Source organism: Mycetocola sp. Y442 (assembly GCF_056898615.1).
Genome location: NZ_JBXHBV010000002.1, coordinates 972,319 through 997,522 on the forward strand (window position 1 = coordinate 972,319; position 25,204 = coordinate 997,522).

The window sequence follows — 25,204 nt, forward strand, 5'->3', positions numbered from 1 at the left end:
ATGGCGGCGTCCTCTCCGGTACACATTCACTCCGGTACAAGGGAACTGTCAATGCAGACACTGATTTCCGCGGTCTCGCCGTCGAGCGACTCTTTCCTCCGGAACGACGCCGAGCAGCGAACCCTGGTTTCCGACCTGCGGCAGAGGCTCGCCACTGCCGCACTTGGTGGCACCGAAAAGTCCCGCGCACGCCACGTCGGCCGGGGCAAGTTACTGCCGCGCGAACGCATCGACGAGCTCCTTGACGACGGCAGCCCGTTCCTCGAGATCGCACCGCTCGCCGCAACGGGAATGTACGACGACCAGAGCCCGGGGGCCGGTGTCATCGCCGGCATCGGCCTGGTTCAGGGCCGCCACGTGCTCGTCATCTCCAACGACGCCACGGTGAAGGGTGGCACCTACTATCCAATGACCGTGAAGAAGCACCTTCGGGCACAGGAAATCGCGCTCGAGAACCGGCTCCCGTGCGTCTACCTCGTCGACTCGGGCGGCGCCTTCCTTCCGATGCAGGACGAGGTCTTCCCCGACCGCGATCACTTCGGCCGGATCTTCTATAACCAGGCCCGGTTGTCCGGGTCGAAGATTCCGCAGATTTCCGCCGTTCTCGGATCGTGCACCGCCGGTGGCGCGTATGTGCCCGCTATGAGCGATGAGACGGTCATCGTCCGGAACCAGGGCACCATCTTCCTCGGCGGTCCACCACTCGTGAAGGCCGCCATCGGTGAGATCGTCACGGCCGAGGAGCTCGGAGGGGGAGACCTTCATGCGAAAACCTCCGGCGTCGTCGACCACCTCGCCGAGGACGATTCGCACGCCCTCGAGATCGTGCGGGATATCGTCTCAACGCTGCCAACGGCATCCGTGTCGCCCTCGGGGTCTCCGACGAGAGAGAGCCTCGATCCGCTCTACCCGATCGAGGAGCTGTATGGAGTCGTTCCCGCCGACGTCCAGGCGCCCTACGACGTGCGGGAGGTCATCGCTCGGCTGGTCGATGCCAGTGAATTCGCGGAGTTCAAGAAGGAGTTCGGCACGACGCTCGTCACCGGGTTCGCTCGGCTGCACGGGCACTCGGTGGGCATCATCGCCAATAACGGTGTGCTGTTCTCCGAGAGCGCGCAGAAGGGCGCCCACTTCATCGAGCTGTGCGACCAGCGCGGCATCCCGCTGATCTTCCTGCAGAACATTTCAGGGTTCATGGTCGGCCGCGATTACGAGGCCGGTGGCATCGCCAAGCACGGCGCCAAGATGGTGACGGCTGTCGCGACGACGAGGGTGCCCAAACTCACGGTGATCATCGGCGGCTCGTTCGGGGCCGGCAACTACTCGATGTGCGGCCGCGCGTACTCGCCGCGCTTTCTCTGGACCTGGCCGGCGAGCCGGATCTCGGTGATGGGCGGTGCACAGGCCGCCGGTGTGCTCGCCACGGTCAAGCGCGACCAGCATGACGCGGCGGGTACTGAATGGTCTTCCGATGACGAGGAGCGGTTCAAAGCCCCCATTCGTTCCCAGTTCGAGGAGCAGGGCAGCCCCTATTACTCCACCGCCCGCCTGTGGGACGACGGCGTCATCGACCCCGCAGACACCCGCAGGGTTCTTGGCCTCGCCCTCGACGTGTGCGCCCTTGCACCGTTGCCAGACTCCGCCTTCGGGCTGTTCCGGATGTGACGCCGTGACCGCACTGTTCGATACAGTCCTCGTCGCCAACCGGGGCGAAATCGCGTCGAGGGTGATCCGTACCCTCCGGAGCCTCGGCATCCGCTCCGTCGCCATCTACAGCGACGCCGACCGGACGGCGAAGTACGTGACGGATGCCGATACCGCGGTGCGTATCGGCCCGGCCCCGGCGAGGGAGAGCTACCTCGACATCGAAGCGGTGATCGCCGCGGCGACAGCGACGGGTGCGAACGCAATCCACCCGGGCTATGGCTTCCTCTCCGAGAACGCTGACTTCGCGAGGGCGTGTGCCGAGGCCGGCATTGTCTTCATTGGACCGGGTGTCGACGCCCTCGAGGTGATGGGCGACAAGATCCGGTCCAAGAACCATGTGGCCGCGAGCGGAGTGCCCGTGATCCCCGGTGATTCCCGTCCCGGGCTCAGCGACGCGGACCTCAGCGAATCTGCCCAGGGCGTCGGTTATCCACTCCTGATCAAGCCGAGCGCCGGCGGTGGCGGCAAAGGAATGGAGATCGTCACGACGCCGAGCGAGCTTCCGGGCGCGCTCGCCACGGCCCGCCGTATCGCGGCCGCTGCCTTCGGTGACGACACGCTGTTTCTCGAGCGGCTCATCCCCGAGCCGCGACACATCGAGGTGCAGTTGCTCGCTGACACGCACGGCACAACGATCCACCTCGGCGAGCGCGAGTGCTCGCTGCAGCGCCGCCACCAGAAGGTCATCGAGGAGGCGCCGTCTCCTCTGCTCGACGCTGACACCCGACGACGCATTGGGGAGGCCGCCTGCCGGGTCGCGGAGAGCGTCGGCTATGTCGGGGCCGGCACCGTGGAGTTCCTCGTCTCGGCCGAGGCGCCTGACGAGTTCTATTTCATGGAGATGAACACCCGCCTGCAGGTGGAACACCCGGTCACCGAGGAGGTCACCGGAGTTGACCTCGTTGCGGAGCAGATCCGGATCGCGGCGGGTCACCGGCTTTCGCTTCGCCAGGACGCCGTGACGCTCACGGGGCACGCCATCGAAGCACGGGTCTACGCCGAGAATCCCGAGCGCGGATTTCTGCCGGCGACGGGACAGGTCATTGCGCTCGATGAACCGACCGGTGAGGGCGTGCGCGTGGATTCGGGCATCGCCGTCGGCAGCGAGATCGGCTCCTTCTACGACCCCATGCTCGCCAAGGTGATCGCTCGCGGTGCCAACCGCGCCGAAGCCCTCGCCAGACTCGACCGCGCGCTCGCCGAAACGGCGATTCTCGGCGTGCGCACCAACATCGAGTATCTGCGGCTGCTCCTCGCCGAACCGGAGGTGCAACGGGGCGACCTCGACACGTCGCTCATCGACCGCAGGCTGCCCTCGCTGAGCTTCGCTCGTCCCGATGCTGACCTTCCGGTTGCCGCCGCCCTCACCGTTCACGCCGAGCGCTCAGCGCCGTCCGCGGGCGCGGCGTGGGGCGCGCTCGACGGATGGCGGATGACCGAGGCCCGGCCGATCGACTACACCTTCACCATCGAGGAGGGTACGACGGCGACGGTGAGTGTCCTCGCCGCCGGTGACGCGGCATCCGTTCGCATCAACGGGGGCGAACCGCACACCGCCGCGCTGCGACCGCTGGAAGACGGCAGGAGCGCGTTGAGCCTGGACTCAGCAGTGCGGATGCTGTCGCTCGCGCGCACAGCGACCGGCGTGTGGGTGGGACGCGACGGGTTCAGCTGGGAACTGCCTCTTCTCTCGCGTGGGCAGCGGCTTGCGTTGCGACTCGCTGCGATTGCGCGGCCCGACGCGGCGCGCGCTCCCGAGGTGCGTTCGCCGATGCCCGGCACGGTGATCAGCGTTCCCGTCGCGCACGGCTCAACGGTCGACGCCGGGGCCACTGTCGTCGTTGTCGAGGCCATGAAGATGGAGCACAAGCTCACGGCGGCCGTCGCCGGGACCGTCTCGATCGCCGTTCAGCCCGGTGACCTCGTGAAGCTCGACCAGGTTGTCGCAACGCTGACTCCGCTGGTGCCCGACGCCGCGCCATCCGACGCGACACCGAACCATCCGACTGTCGAAGGGGACACCGCATGAACACCGAACTCACCGAGGAGCACCAGCGAATCGTCGACGAGGTGCGCGACTTCGCGACCACCGTCGTCGCTCCCGCCGCGTACGAGTACGACACCGCGCGCCGGCTGCCGATGGAGATCATCGCGCAGATGGGCGAGATGGGGCTGTTCGGGCTGCCGTTTCCCACGGAGCACGGGGGCCAGGGCAAGGATTACCTCTCGCTCTGTCTTGCCGTTGAGCAGCTCGCCCGGGTCGACCAGTCCATCGCCGTCACGCTCGAGGCCGGGGTCGGGCTCGGCGCGATGCCGGTGTACCGCTTCGGCACCGAGGCACAGAAAGACGAGTTCCTGCCGATGCTCGCCCGCGGTGAGGCGCTCGCCGGATTCGGCCTCACGGAAGCGGAGGCGGGGTCGGATGCCGGCGCAACACTCACGAACGCCCACGTCGAGAACGGGGAGTGGGTGATCAACGGCTCGAAACAGTTCATCACCAACTCGGGCACTCCGATCACCCGGCTGGTCACCATCACGGCGGTCACCGGCGAGAGCACCCGGGCTGACGGCAGGATCAAGAAGGAGCTGTCGACCATCCTGGTTCCGACACCGATCGACGGGTTCACGGTTGAGCCCGCATACGACAAGGTCGGCTGGCACACCTCGGACACCCACCCGCTCACCCTCGAGAACGTCCGGGTGCCGGAGGCAAACCTGCTCGGTGAACGCGGTCGCGGGTACGCCAACTTCCTCACCATCCTCGACGAGGGGCGGGTCGCGTTCGCCGCGCTCTGTACCGGTGCTGCACAGGGCTGCGTCGACGAGGCCGTCGCGTACGCAAAGAGCCGCAACGTCTTCGGGCGCAGCATCGGCTCGAACCAGTACATCGCGTTCAAGATCGCGCGGATGGAGGCACGGGCGATGAGCGCACGGATGGCGTACTACGCTGCGGCGTCGAAGCTCCTCGCCGGCAAGCCGTTCAAGAAGGAAGCATCGATCGCGAAGCTCCTCGGCAGTGAGGCGGCCATGGAGAACGCCAGGGACGCCACCCAGATCTGGGGCGGCTACGGGTTCCTCAACCAGAATGCCGTCGCCAGGCACTACCGTGACTCGAAGATCCTCGAGGTGGGTGAGGGCACCAGTGAGGTGCAGCTCATGATCATCGCCCGTGAACTTGGTTTCGGGGCGTAGGGGAACCCGATGAACGAGAACGAGAACGAGAACGAGAACGAGCGAACGCCCGTCGAGCAGCGGGGACTCTTCTTCGAGGAGTTCGACACGTCGGCCAGGTACCTCCACAGGCCCGGCCGCACGGTCACCGAGGCTGACAACGTGTTCTTCACGACGATGACGATGAACACCCAGGCGCTGCACCTCGACAGTGCGTGGTCCGAGAGGCAGGAGTTCGGGCAGCGGCTCGTCAACTCAATGTTTACCCTCGCGACGATGGTCGGCAGCTCGGTCGCGCAGCTGACCCAGGGGACGCTCGTCGCCAACCTCGGGTTCGACTCGGTTGTCTTCCCACACCCGCTCTATCACGGCGAGACCCTGTACTCCGAGACCATCGTCACTCACAAGCGACTGTCGAAGTCGCGGCAGGGCCAGGGCATCGTCACTCTCGAGCACACCGGCCGCAATCAGGACGGCGTGATCGTCGCGACGGCGGTGCGCAACGTGCTCGTGCGCTGCCGGGAGGGCGCCGCATGACCGGGTTCGAGCTCGGACCGGCCCTTCTGTTCTGCCCGGCAGATCGGCCCGACCGGTTCGAGAAGGCGAGAGCACGTGCGGATGCCGTGATCCTCGATCTTGAGGATGCCGTTGCGCCGCGGAACAAGGAGGGGGCGCGCGCGGCGATTGTGCAGCATCCGCTCGACCCCGAACGCTCGATTGTCCGGGTCAACCCGGCATCGTCCGGCGAGCTGGCGGCGGATCTCTCGGCGCTCGCCGACACCGATTACCGCTGGGTGATGTTGCCGAAGGCCGAGAGCATCGCCGACGTTGCCGCGCTCGGCGACCGGTACCGGGTGATCGCGTTGTGCGAGACCGCTGCTGGCGTGCTCGCCGCTCCGGAGATCGCCCGGCACGACTCGGTCGAGGCGCTCATGTGGGGAGCGGAGGACCTCGTTGCGTCCCTCGGTGGAACATCGAGCCGGCGAGTCGACGGTTCCTATCGCGACGTCGCCGTGCACGCTCGGTCGCGCGTGCTGCTCGCCGCCGGAGCTGCGGGGAAGGCTGCGATCGACACGGTGCACCTCGACATTGCCGACCTCGATGGCCTGCTCGATGAGGCGACGGATGCCGCTGCGAGCGGCTTCAGTGCGACCGCCTGTATTCACCCCGGCCAGGTGGACTCGATCCGCGCCGGATACCGGCCGGGAGCAGACGCCCTCGAAGCGGCTGTGGCGCTACTCGAGGCTGCGGAAAACGAGTCGGGAGTGTTTACATTCCGGGGTCGGATGGTGGACGAACCGGCGCTTCGGCACGCCAGAATGACCGTCGGTTTAGCCAACAAAAACAGGTGATTTTGACCGTTGTCAGATCGTTATGAAGTATTCATGCAAATGACCGGCGAATGGTCGGTTGGCGTCGGTGGGCTGACATAGTCTCGGAGGCAGGGATGAGGGCTGGGGAGCTCCGTTTTTTCCCTGTAAGACCGAAGGAATGGGGTGGCGAGATGGCTCGGATGACGCCTCGCCTGTTGACCGCAGAACCGGGTACAGACCCGGTCGACGATGTGACCGCTGACGCGACCCGGATTTTGGGTTCAGCGGGTCGCCCGGTGGCCGCGGCCGCCGAGTCGGCAGCGTCGAGTACGGCGGTCAATGCCCCGCTCGAGGTGCACCCATCCGCGCCGATTCAGATCCTCGGATCGAGCGGCAGTATCGGCGCATCGATCCGCCGTACCCTCGGTGAGACCGACCTCGACGTATTCCCGATCGCCCTCGGAACAAGCGTGTTCGGGTGGACCGCACAGTCCGACGCGAGCACAGGCATCCTCAACCGGTACGCCGACTGCGGTGGCAACTTCATCGACACGGCAGACAGCTACTCGGCTGGCCGGAGCGAGCACATCATCGGCACCTGGATGGCCAGAAGGGGCAATCGCGACGACATGGTCGTCGCAACGAAGGTCGGCAACCACCCCGACAACCCAGGCCTTGGCCCGGTGAGCATGGTGCGCGCCGTCGAAGCGTCCCTCCAGCGCCTGCAGACCGACCACATCGACCTGCTCTACTTCCACCTTGACGACCGCTCGGTTCCCCTCGAAGACAGTCTCGGTACCGCGCAGTGGCTCATCGAGTCCGGCAAGGTGCGCTACCTCGGCGCGTCGAACTTCACCGCGGAGCGCCTCGTCGAGGCGAGAATCCTCAGCGCTGCCGGTTACCCGCGATTCGAAGCGCTCGAGACGCACTACAGCCTCCTGCACCGCGGTCCATTCGAGGGCGACCTGGGGCTCGTCAGCCGTGGCCAGGGACTCGGTGTCATGCCGTACTTCGGCCTCGAGAATGGGTTCCTGACTGGTAAATACCGCAGCCGCGCCGACCTCGACGATTCGGCCCGCAGCGCTCGAGTCTCCCGTCACGTCAACCGGAATGGCCTGCGGGTGCTGCACGCGCTCGATGTCGTCGCAAAGGAGCAGGATGCTCCGATCGCCTCGATCGCGCTGGCCTGGCTGCTCAACCGGCCAGGTGTTGTGGCGCCGGTCGCGAGCGCGTCGCGGCCAGAACAGGTCGATGCGCTCGTCCAGGCAGCGGCCATCAGGCTCACCCGAACACAGGTGGTCGAACTCGAACGGGCAACCCGCGTCTGAGCGCCTGCCCGGCTCGACGCGTTGCTCACAGCGTGTCCTGCCGTAGTGTTGAGGGTAATGAACGGGTCGATTGAACTTCCGCTCGATGTTGCCGAGCTGTCCTTTGCCGCATCCGGTGATTCGCTCGTTCGGCGCACCGTCCTGCCGAGCGGTGTGCGGATCCTCTCGGAGAACGTGCTCGGCTCACGAAGCGTGACCCTGGGTTACTGGGTGGCCGTCGGTTCCCGTGACGAACTTCCCGGCGCCGACGCGGATGGCGACGTCTCCGCTCGCGAGTCCGGGTTCGGGTCGACCCACTTCCTCGAGCACCTCCTGTTCAAGGGAACCGAAAAGCGCACGGCGTTCGACATCGCCATAGCGTTTGATTCGGTCGGCGGAGAGAGCAACGCACTCACCGCCAAGGAGCACACCTGCTATTACGCCAGGGTGCGCGACATCGACCTCGGCATGGCCGTGGAAACGCTCACCGACATGCTCACGTCGTCGTTGCTCGACCCGACAGAGTTTGAAAACGAACGCGGAGTGATTCTCGAAGAACTCGCCATGGCCGAGGACGACCCGGCAGATGTTGCGACCGAGAACCTGTTCGCCGCCGTGTTCGGCGACCACGCCCTCGGCCGGCCAATCGGCGGCACCCCGCAGGCCATCCGCGAGGCGACCCGCGATGCAGTGCTCAGGCACTACCGCGCCAACTACCGGCCGCAGGACCTCGTCGTCACCGCGGCAGGCGCTGTCGACCACGACGAACTGGTCGCGGGTGTCACCCGTGCCCTCCTCGAGGCCGGCTGGGATCTCACCACCCCGGCACGGCCGGTCGAGCGCCGCATGCTTCCCGCCGCTTCCGTCACCCGGCAGTCTGCGCTCGTCGTTGCGTCACGCCCGATCGAACAGGTCCACCTGCTGGTCGGGATGCCTGGACTGATGGCATCCGACGATCGCCGGATGACGATGAGCGTGCTCAACTCGATCCTGGGCGGCGGGATGTCGTCGCGCCTGTTCCAGGAGATCCGCGAGCGCAGGGGCCTTGCCTACTCCGTGTACTCGTTCGCGGCGTCATACTCGGATGCCGGTGTGTTCGGGATGTACGGCGCCTGCTCGCCCGCAAAAGCCAGGCGGGTCGCGGACCTTATGCTCGACGAACTTCGATCCATCGCCGTCAACGGCGTCACCGAAGACGAACTGCGCCGTGCGCACGGCCAGCTCTCTGGAGCGAGCGCCCTCGCCCTCGAGGAGTCCGAAACCCGCATGTCGAGGCTGGGGCGTGCGGAAATCACCCTCGGCGAATTCACCGATCTCGACGAGAGCCTGCGCCGCCTGTATCTTGTGACCGCCGCCGACGTCCAGGATCTCGCACAGGAACTGTTGAACCAACCGCTGTCCCTCTCCGCCGTTGGGGCCGTCGATGATGACGTGTTCGCCGGTTTCGGGGAGTCCGTGAAGGAGCTGTCATGACCCAGTACATTTACCTCGTTCGCCACGGCGAGCAGCAGGATGCCCAGCACGGAATGCCCGACGGGCCGCTGTCTGCGCGCGGACGCAGGCAGGCGGAGCACCTCGCCGAGCGCATCGGCGGACTCCCGATCACGGCGACGCTGCACTCGCCGCTGCAGCGCGCCGCCGAGACGGCCCGCATCATCCACGAGCGCCTCCCGTCCATCGATCCTGAACCGAGCGCGCTGCTCTTTGACTGCGTACCGACCGGCAAGCTGCCCGAGATGCCCAACGCGTACGAGCCGTTCTTCGGCGCGGTGACCGAGGCGGAGATCGAAGCCGGTGCTGCCCAGATGTCGGATGCTGTTGCCGAGTTCCTTGCGCCGCGCAAGGGCGACCGTCATGACGTGCTGATCACCCATAACTTCGTCATCGCGTGGTTTGTGCGCGAGGTACTCGGCGCCCCGGACTGGCGCTGGATGACACTCGACCAGGCGCACTGCGGACTCACGATCATCCAGCGGAAGCCGGGCCGGCCGTGGACCCTGTTGACGCACAACGACCTCGGCCACCTGCCCGTCGAGCTGCGCACCGGCCTTCCGGAGCCGCTCCCGGTCTGACCGGAGCACCGGGTCCCGCCTCGCCGCAATGGCGGAGGCAGTGGAGCCGCTCGCTAGGAGGCGAGCGCCTTGAAGTACCAGTCCGTAGCGTTCGGGTTGTCGTTGTACGGCTCGATCGACGCGTAGCCCGAACGACGGTACAGGCCGCCGGCGGCCTCGAGAGACGCGTTGGTGTCGAGCACGACCTCTGTCGCGCCGAGCGCCGCGGCACGGCTCTCGAGCTCGGCGAGAAGCTGTTTGCCCCAGCCCCGACCGCGCGACTCCGGCCGTAAATAGAGGTGCTTGACCTCGAAACGAGACGGTGTCAGCGAACGGATGCCGCCGCATCCGACCGCTCGTCCGTCATCGAACGCCACAATGAAATCGCCCACGGGTGGCACGAAACGCTCTGGACTCGGAAAGTTGACGACATAGTCGCCGCCGACGAAGCCCATTTCACGGGCCGTGAAGTATTCCGTGAGAAGTTCGGTGGCGAGCGGATCGGTCACTGGGACGCTGTCAAACGTAAGCACAGCACCAGTTTAGGGACGGATTCACCTCGTGAGGCCCGGCTTCTCGTGCCGGTTCCCCGCGGCGACCTTGTAGATTGGCAGCATGGTAACGAGAGTGGCTGTCGTCGGAGCAAGCGGCAAAATGGGGCAGCTTTTCACCCGGCTCATCGATGAATCGGAGGACTTCGCCGTCTACGCGAAGCTCGGTTCGGCCAGTTCTCTCGACGAGATCAACGGTGCCGACCTCGTGGTGGATGTCACGGCCCCCGCCGTCAGTGCGACCGTCGTCACCCACGCCATCCGTGAGGGTATCAACGTTCTCGTTGGCACATCCGGGTGGTCGGCCGACCGCCTCACGGCGCTCAGCACACAGCTGGCCGACACCGAGACGGGTGTCCTCGTCATCCCGAACTTCTCGCTCGGCTCCGTGCTCGGAACGACCCTCGCGACGATCGCCAGCCGGTTCTTCGACTCGATCGAGATCGTCGAGGCGCACCGTGCCACCAAGGTCGACTCACCGAGCGGCACCGCTGTGCGCACCGCTGAGCTCATCGGCGAAGCCCGGATCGGTCTCGGTCCTGTCGTTGCCCCGCACGTCGACCAGCGTGCGCGTGGCCAGCAGGTGTCGAGCATCCCGATCCACAGCCTCCGGCTCAACGGGCTCATCGCCCGCCAGGAAGTCATCTTCGGCGGGGCGGGGGAGACCCTCACGATCTCGCACAGCACCATTGACCCGACCTCGTACGAGCAGGGGATCCTCCTCGCGCTCGGGGCTGCCCGAACGGCTCACGGACTGACCGTCGGACTCGAGAGCATCATGGACCTCGGGATCACGCGCTCGTGACCACCCGAATCGGCGTCGTCGTCATGGCAGCGCTGCTCGCGCTGTACCTCGTGCTCGTTGGCCAGCGCGCCGTGCTCTTTATCGCGACCGGTGAACCCGTCGCTGTCGCTATCGGTGTTGCGCTTCTCGTGCTCCCGGTGGTCGGGGTGTGGGCTTTGACGCGCGAGATTCTGTTCGGCGTGCGTGCGGAGCGACTCGGCCGTCTGCTGGAGTCGAACGGCGAACTCCCCGATGACGAACTGCCCGTGCGGCCGAGCGGGCGGATCGAGCGTGACGCCGCCGACGAGGTGTTCCCCCGGTACCAGGCTGCGGTCGAGGCCGCCCCGACCGACTGGAAGGCGTGGTACCGGCTGGGTCTGGCGTACGACGGCGCTGGCGACCGGCGTCGGGCGCGATCGGCGATCCGCGAGGCCATCCACCTTTACTCGAGCTGAGCGGTCGCCCGCTCGGACGAAAAGGGTTACTCACCCGTGCTCCAACCCTTGCTCGGTCGAAAAGGGTTGCTGAAACCTCCGGGGCGCAGCCGTTTCTGGCCGAGCAGTGCGCGAACGACCGTTTGTGGCCGAGCACGGCGCGAGTGGGACGGATGCGTGTGCGCGTGGCGCGTCCCTGCGGGGACAGGTCGATCGCGAGGACGAAAAGGGTCGCGCACAACCCTGCTTGGTCGAGAAGGGTCGCTCCCCTGCACGGACGAAAAGGGTTGCTCACACTCGTGCTCGGACGAAAAGGGTCGCTGAATCTCGAGCCGCGCAGCCGTTTCTGGCCGGGCAAAGCGTGAACGACCGTTTGTGGCCGAGCGGAGGGCGGGACGGTGATTCAGCCGACGAGCTTCGGAAGCATCACTTTCTGACAGACTGCTGCGATGAGCGACCGCGTGCTTCCGTCGGCTGACCCCGAGATCGAATCGACGATTGAAGAGTTTGAGCAATTCTTCTCGGCATTCATCGGTGACGTCGCCGATATCGGGCGAAGTGCGCCCAACGACATCGTCAGGACCCTCACTGTCGCTCCTCACAACACCCTGGCGTGTCGAGTGGGAGTCACCGCGGAGCAGTTCCTCCATATTTCAGTGGACGACAACGGCTGGGAACTCGACGGTTACGCAGCAGACGATGTAGCACTGGCCAAACGGATTCTCACAGCCGCCATCGACGGGAGGATCACCAAACGGAGATCGCCCGCTCGCTCCCAGATGACAGTCCGCTTCGCCGATGGAACCACCATGTCAACGTCGAGTGTCGACGGGTGTGTCGCGCTACTTATCCCTCAGCCGGGCTGGCGCCGATGGGGGAAGCTCACGACGTACGAGCCGTACCGAAGGCCGTAACCGAGAAAAGCCGGGGCAGCGGGATGCGGGGGAGCACCGTGCAACTCAGCGGCCGCGCTCCAGCGCCGCATCCACGGCCTGCTCCATAATGCCGTGCCGGAAGACGAACCCGTCGTTGAACAGGCGCTCCGGCTTCGTCCTCTGGTCGACCAGCAGCAGATCTTTGGCCGCATCCCCGAGCAGCATTCGAAGTGCGAAAGCGGGCGCGGGCAGCCAGAACGGTCGTCGCATCCGCTTGGCCAGATACTCCATGAGGGCCGTCGCCGTCGCGGGGGTCGGGCCCGTGATGTTCACGGGACCAGCGAGGTCCGAGTCGAGCAGGTGCACGATAGCCGCGACCTCGTCGTCGAGGCTCACCCACGGCCAGTACTGCGTGCCGCCGCCGAGGGGCCCGGACACACCGAGCCGGGTGAGGCGCAACAGCGGCTTGAGCACACCGTCGACGGCGAGAACGATGCCACTGCGCAACGTCACCACGCGGGTGATGTCACTCACGCGCAGGGCAGCGGTCTCCCATTGCTCCGCAACGTCACTGAGGAACCCCGTTCCGCGCGGGCTGTCCTCGGTGAGAACTTCGCCCGGCCGCGACCCGTAGTAGCCCGCAGCCGAGGCGCTGAGGAACGCCTTTGGCGTCACCTCAGCGCCGCGGATCGCGGTGACGAGCGTGGATGTCGCGTCGATTCGCGACGACAGGATCGTGCGCTTGTATTGCCGGGTCCAGGGCAACCGACCGATGGATGCGCCGGACAGATTGATCACGGCATCCGCCCCGCTGATCGCCCGGGGGTCAAGACGCCGTGATGCGGGATCCCAGGTGAGTTCGTCGGGTGACCGAGCCGGACGGCGGACGAGACGGACGACCCGGTGGCCGCGCTTGCTCAGTTCGGCCGTCAGGGCCTGCCCGACGAGGCCAGAGGCCCCCGCGATAACGATGCGCATGTCGCCAGGATCAGGCGAGGCTTGCTTCGATGGTCAGCGGGATGCCCGCGAGCGCCTGGGAGACCGGGCACGTTGCCTTCGCCTCGTTGGCGATGCGCTCGAAGTCGTCCTCCGAGATGCCGGGCACGGTCGCGCTGACGAGAAGGTGGCTGCCCGTGATGCCCGTTCCCGGCTGGAACGTGACGGCGGCCGTTGTCTGGATGCTCTCTGGCGGTGACCCTGCCTCCGTGAGCATGTTGGAGAACTGCATGGTGAAACAGGATGCGTGCGCTGCACCGAGGAGCTCTTCCGGTGTCGTCACGGTGTCGGATCCCTCCGAGCGCGCCTTCCAGTTGACGGGCAGGCTTGCCGCGGTCGAGGTGTCGAGCGACACGGTTCCCGAGCCCTCGAAAAGCGTTCCGTTCCACACAGTCGTTGCTTCGCTGGTCACAGTCATGGTGTCCTCCAGGAGATCGGTGCGACGCACGTCGCCGCTGCCCCGAGCCTAACTGTTTGCCTAATTCGGGTCACCCCCGTTGCGTCACCCGCTGCCTCGATGTACCGCGCCCGTCCGGCGGGAATCTGTGCACGCCCCGCGGCTGGGCCAAGGCGTTTCAGCGCCCAGCGTGCATTACCGTTGAGTCATGGCAGCGACTCTCCCCACCCCGTACGAGGACCTCCTCCGCGACACTCTCGAGAACGGCACACGCAAGGGCGATCGAACGGGCACGGGCACCAGGAGTGTGTTCGGACGCCAGTTGCGCTTCGACCTCTCCGAGGGCTTCCCGCTCATCACGACCAAGCGCGTGCACTTCAAATCGATCGCGTACGAACTGCTCTGGTTCCTTCGCGGCGAGAGCAACGTCAGCTGGCTGCGTGAGAACGGCGTCAGCATCTGGGACGAGTGGGCTGACGAAAACGGCGAACTTGGTCCTGTCTACGGAGTGCAGTGGCGATCGTGGCCCACTCCCGGTGGCGAAACCATTGACCAAATCTCCGAGGTCATCGAGGCGATCCGCACCAACCCCGATTCTCGGCGGCTGATCGTGTCCGCGTGGAATCCCGCCGACATCCCGAACATGGCGCTCGCCCCGTGCCACGCCCTGTTCCAGTTCTACGTTGCAGACGGCAAGCTGTCGTGCCAGCTCTACCAGCGAAGCGCCGACCTGTTCCTCGGCGTGCCGTTCAATATCGCGAGCTATGCGCTCCTGACACACCTCGTCGCTGCACAGACCGGTCTCGAGGTCGGCGACTTCGTCTGGACCGGCGGGGACTGCCACATCTACGAGAACCACATCGACCAGGTCACCGAGCAGCTCAGCCGCGACCCGTTCCCCCTGCCGACGCTCAGGATCACCGCGGATCGCGACAGCATTTTCGACTACGAGTACGAGGACCTCGTCGTCGAGAACTACGTGCACCACCCGGCGATCCGGGGAGCTGTCGCCGTATGACCCCCGCACGCATCGGACTGATCTGGGCCCAGGCGCAGAACGGTGTCATCGGCCGTGACGGCGTCATGCCCTGGCACATCCCCGAAGACCTCGCGCACTTCAAGGCGACAACGCTCGGCAGCGCGGTGATCATGGGCAGGAAGACCTGGGACTCTCTCCCCGAGCAGTTCCGCCCGCTCGAGGGGCGTCGCAACATCGTCGTGACCCGCCAGGCCGATTGGCACGCCGACGGCGTGGAGGTCGCCCACTCACTCGAGGAGGCGCTGGAACTCGCCGACGCGTCCTCACAGTCCGACGACGAGGCAGCGGAGGCGGCAGAGGCAGTGGACGCGGCAGAGGCAGCCGACGGTGCCGAACCGCGCTGGGTCTGGGTGATCGGCGGCGCAGAAATCTACAACGCTGCCCTCACGATGGCCGAGCGGATCGAGGTGACCGAGATTCGCACAGAGATTCCCGGGGATGCTTTCGCCCCGGCCATTCCGGAATCCTGGCGGGTTGCCGACCGCGATCCGCTCGAAGGCTGGCGTACGTCACGCACGGGCGTCGTCTACCGGTTCATTCGGTACACGCCCGCGTCGTAGCATCCGTGCCCCGTCCCGGTACGCCGCGCCGGCATCCGCATGACCACAGAGCCCAAGGCATCACGCGCCGGGATCGGTGGGACCGCTCCGGGCTTTGACCCGGTAGCCTTGAACCTGTGTCTAACGTCGTGAATCCTTTCGGTCAGGTCCTCGTAGCGCTCGTCACCCCATTCACCGCCGACGGCGAGGTGGACTGGCCCGGTGTCGAGAAGCACATCGACGACGTCATCACCGCTGGGGCAGACGGCATCGTCGTTACCGGAACAACGGGGGAGACTTCGACCCTCACCGACCCGGAGAAGCTCCGGCTCGTCGAGGTCGGCAAGAATGTCTCCGCCGGTCGCGCGAAGATCATCACCGGCGGCGGCTCCAACGAGACCGCGCACGCCATCGACCTCTATCGCAAGAGCGAGAAGGCCGGCGCCGACGGCGTCATGATCGTCACGCCCTACTACAACAAGCCAACGCAGGCGGGCATCCTCACCCACTTCCGGATGATTGCGGATGCCACTGACCTCCCGGTCATCCTGTACGACATCCCCGGCCGCACGGGTGTCCCGATCAAGTACGAGACGATCCTCCGGGCAGCGAAGCACCCGAACATCCTCGCCGTCAAAGACGCCAAGGGTGACTTCTCCGAGGTCAGCCGCGTGCTCAACCAGACCGACCTGCTCTACTTCTCCGGCGACGACGCCAACGCTCTGCCGCACCTGTCCATCGGTGCGGCCGGTCTCATCGGCGTTACGGCGAACATCGCCGCGACGCCGTACCGCCAGATGATCGACGCCGTCAACGCCGGCGACCTGGCGACAGCGACCGCAGCTCACATGCAACTCGAGCCGCTGGTCCGCGCCGTCATGACCCACGTTCCCGGCACCGTCGCCGCGAAATACATCCTCCACGGCCTCGGCCGTATCGGAAGCCCCCGCGTCCGCCTGCCCCTCGTCGGGCCGGAAGAGTGGGAAGCAGCACAGATCGAGGACGAAATCGACCTCGTCACCAACATTCCGGGAGTGGACTTCTCCAACTTCCGACCAGACCGCAACGCGGCAGCCGGTGGCGCACTGCCACAGGTGCACGGCACCACGCGCTGACGCAAATATCCCAAGGAGGGCATATGCCCACAACTATTTACGATCCCCCTGCCCTCGATAAGGGAACTCTCCGGATTATCCCCATCGGAGGACTCGGCGAAATCGGTCGCAACATGACCTATTTCGAGATCAACGGCAAGATCCTCATCGTCGACTGCGGCGTCCTCTTCCCTGAAGAGCACCAGCCAGGCGTCGACCTGATCCTGCCCGACTTCGGCCCGATCAGGGACCGTCTCGATGACGTCGTCGGCGTCATGCTCACGCACGGTCACGAGGACCACATCGGCGGAGTGCCGTACCTCCTCCGCCTGCGCAACGACATCCCGCTGATCGGTTCAGGGCTGACGCTCGCGCTCGTCGAGGCGAAGCTCAAGGAACACCGCATCAAGCCGTACAGCCTCACGGTCTCGGAGGGTCAGAAAGAGCAGCTCGGTCCATTCGACCTCGAGTTCGTCGCCGTCAACCACTCGATTCCCGACGCGCTTGCCGTCGCGATCAAGACCGAGGCAGGAACCGTCCTCGCCACCGGTGACTTCAAGATGGACCAGCTCCCTCTCGACGGCCGCCTCACTGACCTCCGCGAGTTCGCCCGGCTCGGCGAAGAGGGCGTCGACCTCTTCCTCGTCGACTCCACCAACGCCGACGTCCCCGGATTCACGCCGCTCGAGCGCTCGATCGGCCCTGTGCTCGACCAGGTCATCGGCCGTGCATCGCGCCGTGTGATCGTCGCGAGCTTCTCCAGCCACGTTCACCGCGTCCAGCAGGTGCTCGACGCTGCTCACGCCAATGGGCGTCGCGTGGCGTTCCTCGGCCGCTCGATGGTGCGCAACATGACCATCGCCGCCGACCTCGGCTACCTGAAGGTGCCAGAGGGCGTACTCGTCGAGTACAAGAAGGCCAAGGACATCCCCGACAACAAGATCGTCTACATGTCGACGGGATCGCAGGGCGAGCCGATGGCTGTCCTCAGCCGCATGGCCAACATGGACCACGCGATCGAGGTCGGCGAGGGTGACACCGTCATCCTGGCGTCGAGCCAGATCCCCGGCAACGAGAACGCGATCTACCGCGTCATCGACGGCCTCACCAAGCTCGGTGCCAACGTCGTGCACAAGGGCAACGCCAAGGTGCACGTCTCCGGCCACGCCGCAGCGGGTGAGCTGCTCTACTGCTACAACATCATCCAGCCGAAGAACGTCCTCCCCGTGCACGGCGAATACCGTCACCTCGTTGCCAACGCGAAGCTGGCCATCGACACGGGCGTGCCGGAGGAGAACACCTTCCTGGCCGAAGACGGCACCGTCATGGACATGCGTGACGGCAACGTCGAGGTCGTCGGTCAGCTCGACCTCGGCTTTGTCTACGTCGACGGTTCGAGTGTCGGCGAGATCACGGATGCCGACCTCAAGGACCGCAGGATCCTCGGTGAGGAAGGCTTCATTTCGATCATCGTCGTCGTCGAGGCCCAGACCGGAAAGGTCATCGTCGGCCCGGAGATCCACGCCAAGGGCTTCGCCGAAGACGACAGGGTGTTCGACGGCGTCAAGCCGAAGATCGAGCAGGCACTCGCGGATGCCGCACGCAACGGTGTGCGCGACTCCCACGCGCTCTCGCAGATCGTTCGTCGCACCGTCGGCCGCTGGGTGAACACCTCGTACCGTCGCCGTCCGATGATCGTCCCGCTGGTCATCGAGGCGTAAGCGCCCTCGCGCAAGCCCGGTTCGGACCGGTTCTGGAACTCCAGGGCCGGGTCGGACCGGGCTTTTCGCATGTTCGGACGGTAGACGTGGGATACCGTTGATCAGGATATGACGAATACTGACATCCCCATCGACTCACCCCTCGGCGAACGCATCGACCTTGCGGTCGCCCGCTACGGCGAAGAAGCCTTCGTGACCAAGGTCCTCGGCCTGCTCGACGGGCGTAACGAAGGCGATGACGTTCTGCTCTACGTCGGTGGTCGCCACGCCCAGGGAGTACTCGACGGAGCTCCAGCGCTCTACTGGCCCGAACTCTGGGGCGCCCGTGCGCTTCTGCACGTCTGGAACGACGCGGCAACGCCCGCCGTGCTCCGTGGAACCACCAACCGGGCATGGCGCGTGCGCGAGATGTGCCTCAAAGTCTGCGCCGAGCGCAGCATCGGCACCGAGTCTGAACTCGCGAAGCTCACAACCGATGAGAACCCGCGGGTCCGCGCAGCAGCTTCACGGGCTCTCGCGAAGGTCGGCGGTCCCGACAGCGAAGAGATCATCGGCCGGCTCCTCAGGGATCCCCAGAAGGATGTTCGTCGTGCAGCAGGCGACTCGCTCGCGGTCCTCAAAGACCGGGTTTCTCCCCGCAACGCCTGAGGTCGCGCCACGTCATCCGGGAGGATGACGCGCCCGAGACATCCGCATCCCTAGACTCGAGCCATTCGAGACGATCGGGGTTCACATGGGTGTCTGGCGCAAGTGGATCTTTCCGATCCTCCGAATAACGATCTTCGCGGTGATCGCCATTGCGCTCGTGAAGGTGGCGTTCTATCCCGATGCCTCGGCCGAAGCCGACCCGGCGATGGCCACCGGTTCGATCACCGAGCCCGTCATCCAGGTGGCACTTGGTTCGATCGTGACGACCGTTGTGGTCGACGGTTCGGTGAGCGCAGACCCGGCATCGCCGGGCAAGGCGACGCTCGCCGGCGAGGTGAGTGCCATTCCGGTGAGTCAGGGCCAGGCCGTCGCCGCCGGCGATTCGCTCGCCACGGTCCGGCAGGAGATCCTGCAGGACCCCGTAGCCACGACGGATGCCGACGGCAACGTCACGATGACCCAGCCGAAACCCCGGTACAAGACGGCGACGGTGACGGCACCCGTCGCCGGGGTCGTGTCCAATATCCCGGTGCTCGTCGGCCAGATCGTCGCGGTCGGTGACGTCCTGGCCAGTGTGGCTCCGCCCACCTTCAGCGTGACCGGGCCCATGCTGCCCGAGGACCAGTTCAAGCTCGTGACCCAGCCGGCAGACGCGCAGGTGGAAGTGATCGGAGGACCCGGTGCATTCACCTGCACCGGACTGACTATCACCAGCCCACTCGCCGGAGCGGAAGCATCCGTCCCTGACCAGACAGGGGCAGGGCCAGCACCGTCGACGGGAGCGACGGTGCGTTGCGCCGTGCCGCCTGACGTTCGGGTCTTCGCCGGCCTCACGGCGAAGCTGACGATCGCGGGCGGGAGCGTCGATAACGCAATGACGCTTCCGGTGACGGCGGTCAAGGGCAATGCGGCGAGCGGAACAGTCTGGGTCGTCGGCGAGGATGGCGCTCACGAGGAGCGCGCCGTGACCCTCGGCCTTAATGACGGAACCGTCGTCCAGATTGTGGACGGCGTTGCCGAAGGCGATGAGGTTCTCGAGTTCGTTCCTGTGGTTGACGCGACCGATCCTGCCGTTGACGGCTGCATCGAGCAGCCGGACGGATCGGTGTATTGCGAGGAAGGTGTCGTCAGTTGAGCCTCATCGAGCTGACGGACGTCACGCGCACGGTCCTGATCCCCGACTCCGATCCGCTCACGATCCTCGATGGAGTGAACCTCAGGGTTGAGCCGGGGGAGCGGGTCAGCATTGTTGGACGATCCGGATCCGGAAAATCGACACTGCTCAACCTGCTGGGGATGCTCGACCTCCCGACCACGGGGGAGCTCACTTTCGAGGGCGAATCGGTGGCCGCGATGAAATCCGGCCGCCGTGACCGGGTGCGCGGCGCCAACGTTGGCTTCATTTTCCAGCAGTTCAATCTGCTCGACGGACGGACCGCGCTCGAAAATGTCACGATGCCCCTGCTCTATGCGCGGGGTCCGCGGTTTTGGGCGAGGGAGCGACTGGCCGCGGACATGCTCGACCGGGTCGGGCTCGGACACCGGCTCTCAGCGTTGCCCGCAAGCCTCTCCGGAGGGGAGCAGCAGCGCGTGGCAATCGCGCGGGCCCTCGTCCGCCAGCCGAAGCTCATCCTCGCCGATGAGCCGACGGGCGCCCTCGACGTTGAAACCGGCCAGAGCGTGATGACGCTCATCGACGACATCGTGCGCGAGGAGAACGCCGCACTCGTCACCATCACCCACGACCCTGCGATCGCCGCCAGAAGCGATACCCACTTCCGGCTTGACCGGGGCGTACTCACCACCGATTCCTATCCCGCCGCAGTGGTTCTCTGATGGGCGGCTTTCTCTCCGGCATCGTCGGCGCGTGTGCCGAGGCCTGGCAGGAGGTCCGAATCCACAAGGGACGCGTGCTGCTCTCGCTCGTCGGGGTCGCCGTGGCTGTCTGTGCGCTCAGCGGTGCAATGGCCCTGTCCGCCATCGCCCAGCAGGCGACCATCGAGCAGGCAGACAGCGCGGGGGGTCGTCCGGCGACCCTGACGATGTCGATGCAGTCGTCGTCGGGAACAGCGGCAGGGACGGAGGCCGCTGAACAGGCGTGGTTCGACGTGATGGATCGGTACGAGATCTCCTACGCGACGCGCGTGCTGTGGGAATCGGGCCGTGTGCAGTTCCCTGACAGCGTTCAGGAGGTCAGTATGCAGGTCGTTGACCAGCCGTACGCCGAGATGCACCGGACCCGCATGGCCGAGGGCAACTGGTTCCAGGTCGGCGACAGCTCGAGGCTTGCCCCGGCGATCGTCGTAAACACGGCGTTCTGGGAGCAACTGGGTTCTCCGAACCTGGCGACGCATCCGGTTGTCTCGATCGAGAGTCTCGGCGGAACCAAAGCGACAGTGATCGGCGTCTACGCGACGAGTGTCTGGGACACCTGGCCGTCGATGTACATGCTCACGAGCCACTTCCACGCCGCCGCGGACGCTCCGGGAAGCGGCCTGCTGCCGTCGTACGAGATGTGGGTTCCCACCGAGTTGGCGGCGGAGCTCGCGACCCGGATCCAATCCGAACTCGGTGGCGCCCTCGGCAACGGGGCATCCGTCACGGTCGATCGCACCGACTGGGGCACCCAGATGGACGATCCAACCGCGATCCTCCGGCTCATCACGATGGGAATCGGCGGCATCATCCTGCTGCTCGGAGCGCTCAGCCTGCTCAACATCGCCCTCGTCACTGTCCGGCAGCGGATTCGCGAGATCGGTATCAGGCGCAGTTTCGGAGCGACGAGTGGCAGGGTCTTCTTCGCCGTGATGATGGAGAGCGTTGTCGCGACGTTCGTCGCTGGAATTGTGGGCGTGATCATGGCGATCCTGCTCGTGCAGAGTCCGATCATGTCAGACCTGGTGAGCTTCGGCGGGGTCAGCGACGTCCCGCCGTTCCCGGCGTCAGCCGCGATCTTCGGACTCGTCGTTGCGACGGTGGTCGGTGCTCTCGCCGGTCTGATCCCCGCGATCATCGCGGTGCGGGTCAGGGTGATCGATGCCATTCGCTACTGACCTGTGCGGGGCACGGCAGGAGTTGCGCCCGATCCGAGCTCACGCCGCGACTGATTGAGGAACCGTCATCTTCTCGAAACACTGATGCCTTAGCATCCGTATATGGCCAATTACCGGCTCCGCAAAGCGACGCGAAGTGACGCGCGGTTCCTCGGCGACATGCTCGTGGAGGCACGCAACTGGACGCCGTCGCGTTCGGTGGTCCGGGTGGACGCGATAGCGGATCCTCTGGTTGCCCGTTACATCGAGGGGTGGAAACGGCCGGGGGATGCCGGCACGATCGCTGTCGACGACGCGGGGAGTCCGATAGGCGCGTGCTGGTATCGGCTCTTTCCCGAGCACAGCCCCGGCTCTGGATTTGTGGAGCGCGGTGTACCGGAGCTGACGCTCGGCGTCGTGAGCGTCTGGCGAGCGCAGGGCGTCGGCCGCCAGTTGCTCCACGCGGTGGTCGTTCAGGCACGGCAGCAGGGTCACAACCGGCTGAGCCTGCACGTCGACAAAGCCAACTTCGCGTCGAGGTTGTACCTGGCTGAGGGCTTTGTTCCCGTGATCCGGGACGAAACCTCGTTCGTCATGGTCCGCACGCTCCGCTGACCGGGCGCGATAGCGGGAACTCCCGCGTCAATACCGGGCAACGTCGGTGCGGCCAAGTACCGTTGAGGCCATGGCTACGACGAGTAAATCCTCCAGCGGCGGCCGGAGTACGTCGGCGCGCTCAGGAACAACAGGCACTTCCAAGACTCCAGCGAAGACACCGGCGAAAGCGCCCGCGAAGAATTCGCGCACCAGGGCGGTACCGACAACGACCGCCAAAACCGTTGCATATCCCGCCGCAGCGACCGGCGGCGACAACGCACTCGTCAAGATGTGGATGGGACTTGCTCACCTCGTCGGAGGGGCCGCGAGGGCCTTCGGGGCCGAACGGTTCGATAAAGACCAGCGCAGGGACGGTGTCCCGTTTCTCATCTTCCTCCTCGCCATCATCGGCATGGTGGTCGAGTGGTTCGGCGTCAACGACGCCGTGGCCCAGAACCTCACGGCATTCACCTTCGGTGGGATCTTCGGACGCCTCGCCTTCGCGCTGCCCGTCATCATGGTGCTGCTCGCGATCTGGCTCTTCCGGCATCCGTCGAGCGTCGACGATAACGGACGCATCGGGATCGGTCTCATCATCGCCCTCGTCGCGGTCTCCGGGCTCTGCCATGCCTTCGGAGGACAGCCGAACCCGAGCGAGGGAATGCCGGCACTCGCCCAGGCCGGAGGACTCGTCGGCTGGATCGTCGGCGCGCCCCTCGTCGCACTGATCACGCCGATCGGGGCGGGCATCGTGCTTGGCCTGCTCGCTCTGCTCAGCATTTTCATCATCACGAAGACCCCACCGAACAAGATCGGTGAGCGCTTCAGGCAGCTGTACGCCTGGACGTTCGGCACCGAGGTTGTGACCCCCGAAGAACGCGAACTGGCCAAGACCGAGAAGACCAGACAGGTCGAACTCGACGGCATCGATGGCGTCGAAGACGGCACAGATGACGACTCCCTCCCGTGGTGGCGCCGCAACAAGAGCCAGCGTGAGGTCGATCCGGCCTTCGACTCTGAGTCGGCGGACGTCACCGAGCTGCTCGGGCTCAAGCCGAAGCGGGGCAGGGGCGAGTTCGATTCGGCCATCGAAAGCCCGCCGCCCGTTGTCGAGAACGTCGACATGTTCGGTAACCCGCTCGACGCCGACGATTCCATGACCGAGGTCATCGGCGACCTGTCCCGGGCAGAGGCGGCTCTCGCCGGAGCGGGTCCGGCGAAACCATCGTTGTCAGGTCTCCACGACGACGGCCCCGACAACCAGACCGAGGCGCTCCCCGGCATGGAAGGCCTCGGGCTTCTCGACGGCACTACAGATGCCTCGCAGATGGCGCGGCCGATCCAGCCGACCGCTCCGTACCGGCTCCCGGCAGCATCGACCCTCGGCGCCGGCGATCCCGCGAAGACGCGGTCGGCCGCGAACGACGAGGTCGTCGCTGCCGTGACGAGTGTTCTCGACCAGTTCAAGGTCGACGCGAAGGTCACCGGGTTCTCCCGTGGTCCGACAGTGACCCAGTACGAAATCGAGGTCGGCCCTGGCGTCAAGGTCGAGCGCATCACAGCCCTGACCAACAACATCGCGTACGCCGTCGCATCCAACGAGGTCCGCATCCTCGCCCCGATCCCGGGCAAGAGCGCCATCGGCGTCGAGATCCCCAACACCGACCGCGAGATCGTCACCCTCGGTGATGTCCTCCGCTCAGCCAACGCAACGAAAAGCGTTCACCCGATGACGATCGGCGTTGGCAAGGATGTCGGCGGCGGATTCGTTGTGGCGAACCTCGCCAAGATGCCCCACCTCCTCGTCGCGGGTTCGACCGGTTCGGGTAAGTCGAGCTTCATCAACTCGATGATCACGAGCCTCCTGATGCGCGCAAAGCCGAGTGACGTGCGCATGGTGCTCATCGACCCGAAGCGGGTCGAGCTCACCTCGTATGCCGGAGTGCCCCACCTCATCACGCCCATCATCACCAACCCCAAGAAAGCAGCCGAGGCGCTGCAGTGGGTGGTGAAGGAGATGGACATGCGGTACGACGACCTCGCCAGCTTCGGCTTCAGGCACATCGACGACTTCAACAAGGCCGTCGTGAACGAGGAGATCGTTCTCCCCGTCGGAAGCGAACGGGTGCTCAAGCCCTACCCGTACCTGCTGGTCGTCGTCGACGAACTCGCCGACCTCATGATGGTCGCGCCGCGCGACGTCGAAGACTCGATCGTCCGGATCACGCAGCTGGCACGAGCATCCGGAATTCACCTCGTTCTCGCGACCCAGCGCCCGTCCGTCGACGTCGTCACCGGCCTCATCAAGGCCAACGTCCCGTCCAGGCTCGCGTTCGCCGTGACGAGCGTTACCGACTCTCGGGTCATTCTCGACCAGCCGGGTGCAGACAAGCTCATCGGGCAGGGAGACGGGCTGTTCCTGCCGATGGGCACGAACAAGGCGATCCGTGTGCAGGGCGCATGGGTGTCGGAAGACGAGATCGAGAAGGTCGTCAAACACGTCACCCAGCAGGCACGACCCGAGTACCGCAAGGATGTCGCTGCCGTCGTCGAAAAGAAGGAAGTCGACGCCGATATCGGCGACGACCTCGATCTGCTCCTCGCTGCGGCCGAGCTGGTCGTCGGTACCCAGTTCGGGTCGACGTCGATGCTGCAGCGCAAACTCCGTGTCGGCTTCGCCAAGGCCGGCCGCCTGATGGACCTGATGGAATCGCGTGAGATCGTCGGGCCCTCCGAGGGCTCCAAGGCACGCGACGTCCTCGTGACGGCCGAGCAACTGCCCGGTCTGCTCGCCAAACTCCGTGGGGAGGACGCCCCAATGCCGGCGGCGTCGCTGGCCGACAGCGACCAGTACCAGGGCGACCCGGTCGAGAAGCAGTTCGATGGGTACGATGTGGTTGACGGCGATTCCGACGAAGACGCCTGGGGACTCACAGGCAAGGAGTAGT

Annotated in this window: 24 protein-coding genes; 21 read left to right on the forward strand and 3 right to left on the reverse strand. The window is 65.8% G+C overall.

Going from position 1 to position 25,204, the window contains the following annotated elements; all coding sequences use genetic code 11:
- The first annotated feature begins 51 nt into the window (after nucleotides 1–51).
- The 8 genes from AC1X6S_RS11095 to AC1X6S_RS11130 all read left to right on the forward strand — a co-directional run bounded on the left by AC1X6S_RS11095 (nucleotide 52) and on the right by AC1X6S_RS11130 (nucleotide 9,570).
- On the forward strand, nucleotides 52–1,665 hold the full coding sequence (locus AC1X6S_RS11095) for a carboxyl transferase domain-containing protein (RefSeq protein ID WP_483405792.1): 1,614 nt from the start codon (nucleotides 52–54) through the stop codon (nucleotides 1,663–1,665).
- Between the two features lie 4 nt (nucleotides 1,666–1,669).
- Nucleotides 1,670–3,736, forward strand: coding sequence for an acetyl/propionyl/methylcrotonyl-CoA carboxylase subunit alpha (locus AC1X6S_RS11100; RefSeq protein WP_483405793.1), 2,067 nt, complete (start codon nucleotides 1,670–1,672; stop codon nucleotides 3,734–3,736).
- The gene (locus tag AC1X6S_RS11105; RefSeq protein ID WP_483405794.1) at nucleotides 3,733–4,899 is read left to right on the forward strand and encodes an acyl-CoA dehydrogenase family protein; all 1,167 of its coding nucleotides are present in this window, start codon (nucleotides 3,733–3,735) and stop codon (nucleotides 4,897–4,899) included. The genes AC1X6S_RS11100 and AC1X6S_RS11105 overlap by 4 nt, the downstream gene beginning before the upstream one ends.
- A gap of 9 nt (nucleotides 4,900–4,908) precedes the next feature.
- Nucleotides 4,909–5,415, forward strand: coding sequence for a MaoC family dehydratase (locus AC1X6S_RS11110; protein WP_483405795.1), 507 nt, complete (start codon nucleotides 4,909–4,911; stop codon nucleotides 5,413–5,415).
- Nucleotides 5,412–6,230, forward strand: a complete 819-nt coding sequence (locus tag AC1X6S_RS11115) for an HpcH/HpaI aldolase/citrate lyase family protein (RefSeq protein WP_483405796.1) — start codon at nucleotides 5,412–5,414, stop codon at nucleotides 6,228–6,230. Before AC1X6S_RS11110 ends, AC1X6S_RS11115 begins: the two co-directional genes overlap by 4 nt.
- Before the next feature lie 161 nt (nucleotides 6,231–6,391).
- A complete protein-coding gene (locus tag AC1X6S_RS11120) occupies nucleotides 6,392–7,519 on the forward strand; it encodes an aldo/keto reductase (protein WP_483405797.1) in 1,128 nt (375 codons plus the stop codon).
- A 57-nt stretch (nucleotides 7,520–7,576) separates the two neighbouring features.
- Complete coding sequence (locus AC1X6S_RS11125; protein ID WP_483405798.1) at nucleotides 7,577–8,971, forward strand: M16 family metallopeptidase; 1,395 nt, start codon at nucleotides 7,577–7,579, stop codon at nucleotides 8,969–8,971.
- Entirely contained in the window at nucleotides 8,968–9,570 is a 603-nt protein-coding gene (locus tag AC1X6S_RS11130) for a histidine phosphatase family protein (protein ID WP_483405799.1), read from the forward strand. Before AC1X6S_RS11125 ends, AC1X6S_RS11130 begins: the two co-directional genes overlap by 4 nt.
- 53 nt (nucleotides 9,571–9,623) lie before the next feature.
- Here AC1X6S_RS11130 and AC1X6S_RS11135 read toward each other — a convergent pair whose 3' ends face one another.
- Complete coding sequence (locus AC1X6S_RS11135) at nucleotides 9,624–10,082, reverse strand: GNAT family N-acetyltransferase (protein ID WP_483405800.1); 459 nt, start codon at nucleotides 10,080–10,082, stop codon at nucleotides 9,624–9,626.
- Between the two features lie 82 nt (nucleotides 10,083–10,164).
- Between AC1X6S_RS11135 and dapB the strand changes: the two genes are divergently transcribed.
- The 3 genes from dapB (at nucleotide 10,165) to AC1X6S_RS11150 (ending at nucleotide 12,232) form a co-directional block, all read left to right on the forward strand.
- Entirely contained in the window at nucleotides 10,165–10,905 is a 741-nt protein-coding gene (dapB, locus tag AC1X6S_RS11140; protein WP_483405801.1) for a 4-hydroxy-tetrahydrodipicolinate reductase, read from the forward strand.
- Entirely contained in the window at nucleotides 10,902–11,339 is a 438-nt protein-coding gene (locus tag AC1X6S_RS11145; RefSeq protein WP_483405802.1) for a tetratricopeptide repeat protein, read from the forward strand. The genes dapB and AC1X6S_RS11145 overlap by 4 nt, the downstream gene beginning before the upstream one ends.
- Before the next feature lie 428 nt (nucleotides 11,340–11,767).
- Nucleotides 11,768–12,232 carry a hypothetical protein gene (locus AC1X6S_RS11150; RefSeq protein WP_483405803.1) on the forward strand — a complete coding sequence of 155 codons (465 nt, stop codon included), beginning with the start codon at nucleotides 11,768–11,770 and terminating at the stop codon, nucleotides 12,230–12,232.
- Nucleotides 12,233–12,277: 45 nt separating this feature from the next.
- Here the strand turns inward: AC1X6S_RS11150 and AC1X6S_RS11155 are convergent, their stop codons facing one another.
- Together AC1X6S_RS11155 and AC1X6S_RS11160 are read right to left on the reverse strand one after the other, a co-directional pair.
- Nucleotides 12,278–13,171 (reverse strand): TIGR01777 family oxidoreductase, encoded by an 894-nt coding sequence (locus tag AC1X6S_RS11155; RefSeq protein WP_483405804.1) that lies wholly within the window; start codon nucleotides 13,169–13,171, stop codon nucleotides 12,278–12,280.
- Between the two features lie 10 nt (nucleotides 13,172–13,181).
- Entirely contained in the window at nucleotides 13,182–13,607 is a 426-nt protein-coding gene (locus AC1X6S_RS11160) for an OsmC family peroxiredoxin (protein ID WP_483405805.1), read from the reverse strand.
- A 187-nt stretch (nucleotides 13,608–13,794) separates the two neighbouring features.
- On the opposite strand from AC1X6S_RS11160, the gene AC1X6S_RS11165 reads away from it, so the two are divergent.
- The 10 genes from AC1X6S_RS11165 (at nucleotide 13,795) to AC1X6S_RS11210 (ending at nucleotide 25,203) form a co-directional block, all read left to right on the forward strand.
- Nucleotides 13,795–14,604: a thymidylate synthase gene (locus AC1X6S_RS11165; RefSeq protein ID WP_483405806.1), complete on the forward strand. Its 810-nt coding sequence runs from the start codon at nucleotides 13,795–13,797 to the stop codon at nucleotides 14,602–14,604.
- Complete coding sequence (locus AC1X6S_RS11170) at nucleotides 14,601–15,185, forward strand: dihydrofolate reductase (protein ID WP_483405807.1); 585 nt, start codon at nucleotides 14,601–14,603, stop codon at nucleotides 15,183–15,185. The genes AC1X6S_RS11165 and AC1X6S_RS11170 overlap by 4 nt, the downstream gene beginning before the upstream one ends.
- A gap of 116 nt (nucleotides 15,186–15,301) precedes the next feature.
- Entirely contained in the window at nucleotides 15,302–16,279 is a 978-nt protein-coding gene (dapA, locus tag AC1X6S_RS11175) for a 4-hydroxy-tetrahydrodipicolinate synthase (RefSeq protein ID WP_483405808.1), read from the forward strand.
- 23 nt (nucleotides 16,280–16,302) lie between these two features.
- Nucleotides 16,303–17,979 (forward strand): ribonuclease J, encoded by a 1,677-nt coding sequence (locus AC1X6S_RS11180; protein WP_483405809.1) that lies wholly within the window; start codon nucleotides 16,303–16,305, stop codon nucleotides 17,977–17,979.
- Nucleotides 17,980–18,087: 108 nt separating this feature from the next.
- Nucleotides 18,088–18,627: a HEAT repeat domain-containing protein gene (locus AC1X6S_RS11185; RefSeq protein WP_483405810.1), complete on the forward strand. Its 540-nt coding sequence runs from the start codon at nucleotides 18,088–18,090 to the stop codon at nucleotides 18,625–18,627.
- Between the two features lie 85 nt (nucleotides 18,628–18,712).
- Nucleotides 18,713–19,762, forward strand: a complete 1,050-nt coding sequence (locus AC1X6S_RS11190; RefSeq protein WP_483405811.1) for an efflux RND transporter periplasmic adaptor subunit — start codon at nucleotides 18,713–18,715, stop codon at nucleotides 19,760–19,762.
- Nucleotides 19,759–20,463 carry an ABC transporter ATP-binding protein gene (locus AC1X6S_RS11195; protein WP_483405812.1) on the forward strand — a complete coding sequence of 235 codons (705 nt, stop codon included), beginning with the start codon at nucleotides 19,759–19,761 and terminating at the stop codon, nucleotides 20,461–20,463. The genes AC1X6S_RS11190 and AC1X6S_RS11195 overlap by 4 nt, the downstream gene beginning before the upstream one ends.
- Nucleotides 20,463–21,680: an ABC transporter permease gene (locus AC1X6S_RS11200; protein WP_483405813.1), complete on the forward strand. Its 1,218-nt coding sequence runs from the start codon at nucleotides 20,463–20,465 to the stop codon at nucleotides 21,678–21,680. The genes AC1X6S_RS11195 and AC1X6S_RS11200 overlap by 1 nt, the downstream gene beginning before the upstream one ends.
- Before the next feature lie 102 nt (nucleotides 21,681–21,782).
- Nucleotides 21,783–22,274 carry a GNAT family N-acetyltransferase gene (locus AC1X6S_RS11205; RefSeq protein ID WP_483405814.1) on the forward strand — a complete coding sequence of 164 codons (492 nt, stop codon included), beginning with the start codon at nucleotides 21,783–21,785 and terminating at the stop codon, nucleotides 22,272–22,274.
- A 70-nt stretch (nucleotides 22,275–22,344) separates the two neighbouring features.
- On the forward strand, nucleotides 22,345–25,203 hold the full coding sequence (locus AC1X6S_RS11210) for an FtsK/SpoIIIE family DNA translocase (protein ID WP_483405815.1): 2,859 nt from the start codon (nucleotides 22,345–22,347) through the stop codon (nucleotides 25,201–25,203).
- Nucleotide 25,204: the final 1 nt, after the last annotated feature.

Coding starts and splice junctions, on each gene's coding strand:
- AC1X6S_RS11125 (WP_483405798.1), top strand. CDS start 7,577: ATGAACGGGTCGATTGAACTTCCGCTCGATGTTGCCGAGCTGTCCTTT.
- AC1X6S_RS11115 (WP_483405796.1), top strand. CDS start 5,412: ATGACCGGGTTCGAGCTCGGACCGGCCCTTCTGTTCTGCCCGGCAGAT.
- AC1X6S_RS11180 (WP_483405809.1), top strand. CDS start 16,303: ATGCCCACAACTATTTACGATCCCCCTGCCCTCGATAAGGGAACTCTC.
- AC1X6S_RS11205 (WP_483405814.1), top strand. CDS start 21,783: ATGGCCAATTACCGGCTCCGCAAAGCGACGCGAAGTGACGCGCGGTTC.
- AC1X6S_RS11190 (WP_483405811.1), top strand. CDS start 18,713: ATGGGTGTCTGGCGCAAGTGGATCTTTCCGATCCTCCGAATAACGATC.
- AC1X6S_RS11170 (WP_483405807.1), top strand. CDS start 14,601: ATGACCCCCGCACGCATCGGACTGATCTGGGCCCAGGCGCAGAACGGT.
- AC1X6S_RS11160 (WP_483405805.1), bottom strand. CDS start 13,607: ATGACTGTGACCAGCGAAGCAACGACTGTGTGGAACGGAACGCTTTTC.
- AC1X6S_RS11185 (WP_483405810.1), top strand. CDS start 18,088: ATGACGAATACTGACATCCCCATCGACTCACCCCTCGGCGAACGCATC.
- AC1X6S_RS11165 (WP_483405806.1), top strand. CDS start 13,795: ATGGCAGCGACTCTCCCCACCCCGTACGAGGACCTCCTCCGCGACACT.
- AC1X6S_RS11105 (WP_483405794.1), top strand. CDS start 3,733: ATGAACACCGAACTCACCGAGGAGCACCAGCGAATCGTCGACGAGGTG.
- AC1X6S_RS11120 (WP_483405797.1), top strand. CDS start 6,392: ATGACGCCTCGCCTGTTGACCGCAGAACCGGGTACAGACCCGGTCGAC.
- AC1X6S_RS11200 (WP_483405813.1), top strand. CDS start 20,463: ATGGGCGGCTTTCTCTCCGGCATCGTCGGCGCGTGTGCCGAGGCCTGG.
- AC1X6S_RS11150 (WP_483405803.1), top strand. CDS start 11,768: ATGAGCGACCGCGTGCTTCCGTCGGCTGACCCCGAGATCGAATCGACG.
- AC1X6S_RS11130 (WP_483405799.1), top strand. CDS start 8,968: ATGACCCAGTACATTTACCTCGTTCGCCACGGCGAGCAGCAGGATGCC.
- AC1X6S_RS11110 (WP_483405795.1), top strand. CDS start 4,909: ATGAACGAGAACGAGAACGAGAACGAGAACGAGCGAACGCCCGTCGAG.
- AC1X6S_RS11095 (WP_483405792.1), top strand. CDS start 52: ATGCAGACACTGATTTCCGCGGTCTCGCCGTCGAGCGACTCTTTCCTC.
- AC1X6S_RS11155 (WP_483405804.1), bottom strand. CDS start 13,171: ATGCGCATCGTTATCGCGGGGGCCTCTGGCCTCGTCGGGCAGGCCCTG.
- dapB (WP_483405801.1), top strand. CDS start 10,165: ATGGTAACGAGAGTGGCTGTCGTCGGAGCAAGCGGCAAAATGGGGCAG.
- AC1X6S_RS11210 (WP_483405815.1), top strand. CDS start 22,345: ATGGCTACGACGAGTAAATCCTCCAGCGGCGGCCGGAGTACGTCGGCG.